Genomic DNA, 3,550 nt, shown 5'->3' with positions numbered 1-3,550 from the left:
CTTTTCTTCACTTCTACTATATAAAAAATAGTAGTGCGAACCAATGCCTTGGTCTGCACTACTAATCTTAGTATGTTTCTCGGGTGTTTTGTTGTATGGCTTGATATAAAATATGTAAATGATCTTGAATCATTCCAATGGCTTTATATTCACTTAATTCCTGTTTCTTCTTTTGTAAAATTAATTGTCGCATCTTAAACATAGTAGAAGAACATAGAAAAATGGCAATGAGTTTTCCATAAACATGGCATTCTAATCGTTCTTGTTTAATATTTTGCCAATGATGAATTTGAAATAAGGATTTCCAAGTTTTAAATATGATTTCAACTTGCCAGCGGAGAGAGTAAAAATCATGGATTTGTTTCATCGGAACAATCTCCCAAGGTGTATTGGTAACATATAGGTTCATGCCAGCTAATCGTTTGCTTTTTTCCGAATATGTAATGCCCTTTTTACTTTCCGTATACACTTGTTTTTTCATACGCTCACGAAGTTGTTTTTCTGTTAATCGATACATAATCACTCGAGTGAATAGTTTTTTATCCTTGCCAATATAAGCATCCTTTATTTCATAGACCTGTCCTGGTTTTAGGGTATCCATAATGTGTTCTAAATCAACTTTGATGTACTGGGACTGTTTTTTTATTGTCCCATTTCGAAAGTATTCAGGAAATTCATTTTTGATATACACCCTATTGTTTAGTTTGAGCCGCGATATATAATACACGCCACGTTGGTCCATTTGATCTAAATCATCCAGTGAATAATAACCTAAATCTCGAATACATAGATCACCAGGACGTAATGTCGCTAAACACTCTGTTCCAAAGGTTTTATCATTATTTTTTCCTGGTTCAATTTGAACATTTAAAAACTGACCACTATGTAAATCATATTCTAACTGAATTTTTATACCCGCTGTTTGAGCACAACCACCTGATCCAGGATACACACTAGCTAAATGCTTTGGTACCTGAAAAATCGTTGCATCTAAAATACGAATTCGTTGAAAATAAGCGATTGAAGAACTAGGAATGACTGATGTTTCACAAATTTTACTTTTTAATAACGAAGAGAAAATATGTTTTAAAAAGCAAACAGCTTTTTTATTGAAACGTTTATTGAGTCCTTCTGGACTCATAAGCGTTCCTGTAACAGCATGAAGTTGACTACATAGTCGTACTAAAGAATCACTCGCTACCCGTTGACTAATCCAGACACAGATAGTAGCTAAATCATGACCTGAAAACTTACGTTTTCGTTGTACAAAACCTAGTTCTCTAGCGAGATTTTCCAAAAACGAAGGGGTAAGATGTTCATATAATTCTTCAGCAAATAATTGTAGTTCATTTTGAATCGAAATATTCATAAAAACGTCATCCTTTCTGTATATTTTTACAAAAAGAATAACGTTTTTTTCGTTTTATAGATACAATTTCATTCATTTTTCTTGGTGTTCCGCATCCCATTCACTTAAATAGGATGCATATTCTAATTCATCTGGATTCTCATGTAACATAGAAATAAATTCTAATTTATTTCCATCACAATCCAGAAAGTATACACTTGCAGCGGGCATCCATCTTTGGACAATTGGCTCTTGATTTCCTTTTCCCTGACTTCCTACCACTTCTATTCCACGTTCCTCTAACCACAATTTAGAAGTCATTAAAAACTCCAAATCTAAACCAAAAGCACAATGTTTCGGCTCAAAGTCTTCAATATTATGTACTTCCCATAATCCAAGCATTTGTTTTTTATTTTCTCCTACCCAAAAGAAAGCCACTCTTCTTTTGGATAGTTTTCTTGCTAACGCTAACCCTAGCTTGTTTTGATAAAAATCTATCGCCTTTTCTAAATTTCTTACATGTAAATGAGTCTCGTATATGTTCTGTATCATTATGCTTATTCCTTTCTTTATTGGTAACTACCAGTTGAGTAGTTACTGTAATTCTAAATTTGAAATATGTATAATCCTAATAATGTACATCTATATCCGATACACCTATTTACTATTATATCGAAATTGAAATATGATAAATCCAACTGAGGTAGCAAGTTCAAATGAAAATTCCACTACTTTTGTAGGAGAAATATCCATTAAATTCAGATGAAATCATATTTAAATAATGAAAAAACGCTATTCTTTTGGTAAGAATATAAAGAAAGGATGGCATTTTTTATTCTTTGGGGTAGTTAATGTTCTTAAGTTGATGGGCATGTATGGTGACCCCATGCCCATCAACTTAAAAATTCAGAATTCCCCAAAAACGAAAAAATGAGCTTTTTTGTTACAAGTTAGCACAAAATTTCGTTCTTGGGGTACTATAAAATTCTTACGTTGATGGATGTATAGGGCACCCCATAAAGAAAAAGAACCTGCTCGAATGCAGATTCTTTCCGATAATGATTTATGTAAGTAAGACCTGAAAATATAATACAATGCATCAAAAATGAATTCAAGTATAAAAAGAACCCGTTGAAGTTTGGGTCCTTTCAGAAGTGATGATGTTTTCTCTGTTTCAGATAGAGAAAAAATACAAAAATATAATACATCTAAGTATAGAAAATTTCAATACTCAAAATAGGAATCACCGCGAGGTACTGAATATGGTTTCTTACTTTATTCAGTTGTTTCAAATATAATTTCATTGGACTGGGAGAATTTATACAATTTCCTTGCGAACTTTAAAATATCTTCTTCGCTACCATTTAAAATTTTTAAGTCTTTCTCAAAGTATTGCCCATCTTTTTTTAAAGAAGATAATTCTTTCTTTTCCTTACCAATCATGATTTGTTTTTCTTTAATAATATCTTGTTGCTTATTAATGGAATATTGTAGAAAGAAAATCACAGGTAACATAAAAGCTAAAGCGAATATAACACGGCGCCGTATTTTTTTATTATTAACTTGGTACGTATTAGGATTCACTTGCTGTGATGGTATTTTGGTGTTCGATTGTTGTGATAATATTTTTGGGATGTTTCCCATTAAAATGCCTCCATTACTGAGTGTAGAATTTAAATCGTTTAAAAGTATTATATATGTTCAATGGGAAATTTTGAAACTTTTTTAGTGAAAATGAGTTTTATAAAGTTGAAGCAAAATCGTTATTCGGTAGAAAAGGATAATGAGTGATGTTTGAAATAAGATGTTGCTTCTGTGTTGGCACTAATAGGGGTCACCATATATCACTATCAACCTAAGATGAATTTATACCCATAATTCATAGAAAGCGTTATTCTTTTTGTAGAAATATACAGAAAGGATGGTGTTTTTGGGGTACGGAAACGATTCAAAGAATAACCCGCCACATCTGAAAATTTTTCCAATTAAACTTTTAGGATAAGTCATATGGGACGCTTTTACCTTAGGAAAAACAGCAAATAGCCTAATGTTCCAATTAAGTACACCTTTTGGGATGCTTTTATTACTAAGTATTAAAAAATACGGAGAGGCCTTTGTGTGTCTATAAAAGTATACCTTTACAGATACATAGAAAACTATAAAAAACCACGTCTATAAATGTCTATTTCCTACTTTGCAGAC

2 protein-coding genes and 1 pseudogene are annotated in these 3,550 nt (G+C 31.9%); all 3 read right to left on the bottom strand.

What is annotated here, in order from left to right; genetic code table 11:
- Positions 1-76 precede the first annotated feature (76 nt).
- Positions 77-1,369: pseudogene (locus tag JDS96_RS30030) on the bottom strand (IS4 family transposase); the annotation flags it as partial.
- Positions 1,370-1,441: 72 nt separating this feature from the next.
- A complete protein-coding gene (locus JDS96_RS30025; RefSeq protein WP_199669035.1) occupies positions 1,442-1,900 on the bottom strand; it encodes a VOC family protein in 459 nt (152 codons plus the stop codon).
- 723 nt (positions 1,901-2,623) lie between these two features.
- Complete coding sequence (locus JDS96_RS30020; RefSeq protein ID WP_199669034.1) at positions 2,624-2,992, bottom strand: septum formation initiator family protein; 369 nt, start codon at positions 2,990-2,992, stop codon at positions 2,624-2,626.
- Positions 2,993-3,550: the final 558 nt, after the last annotated feature.

Source organism: Bacillus cereus group sp. N21, from assembly GCF_016483395.1.
Taxonomy (GTDB): Bacteria; Bacillota; Bacilli; order Bacillales; family Bacillaceae_G; genus Bacillus_A; species Bacillus_A pseudomycoides.
The sequence above is the reverse complement of the archived record's forward strand: the minus strand, read 5'-3'. Positions and strand labels throughout refer to the sequence as shown.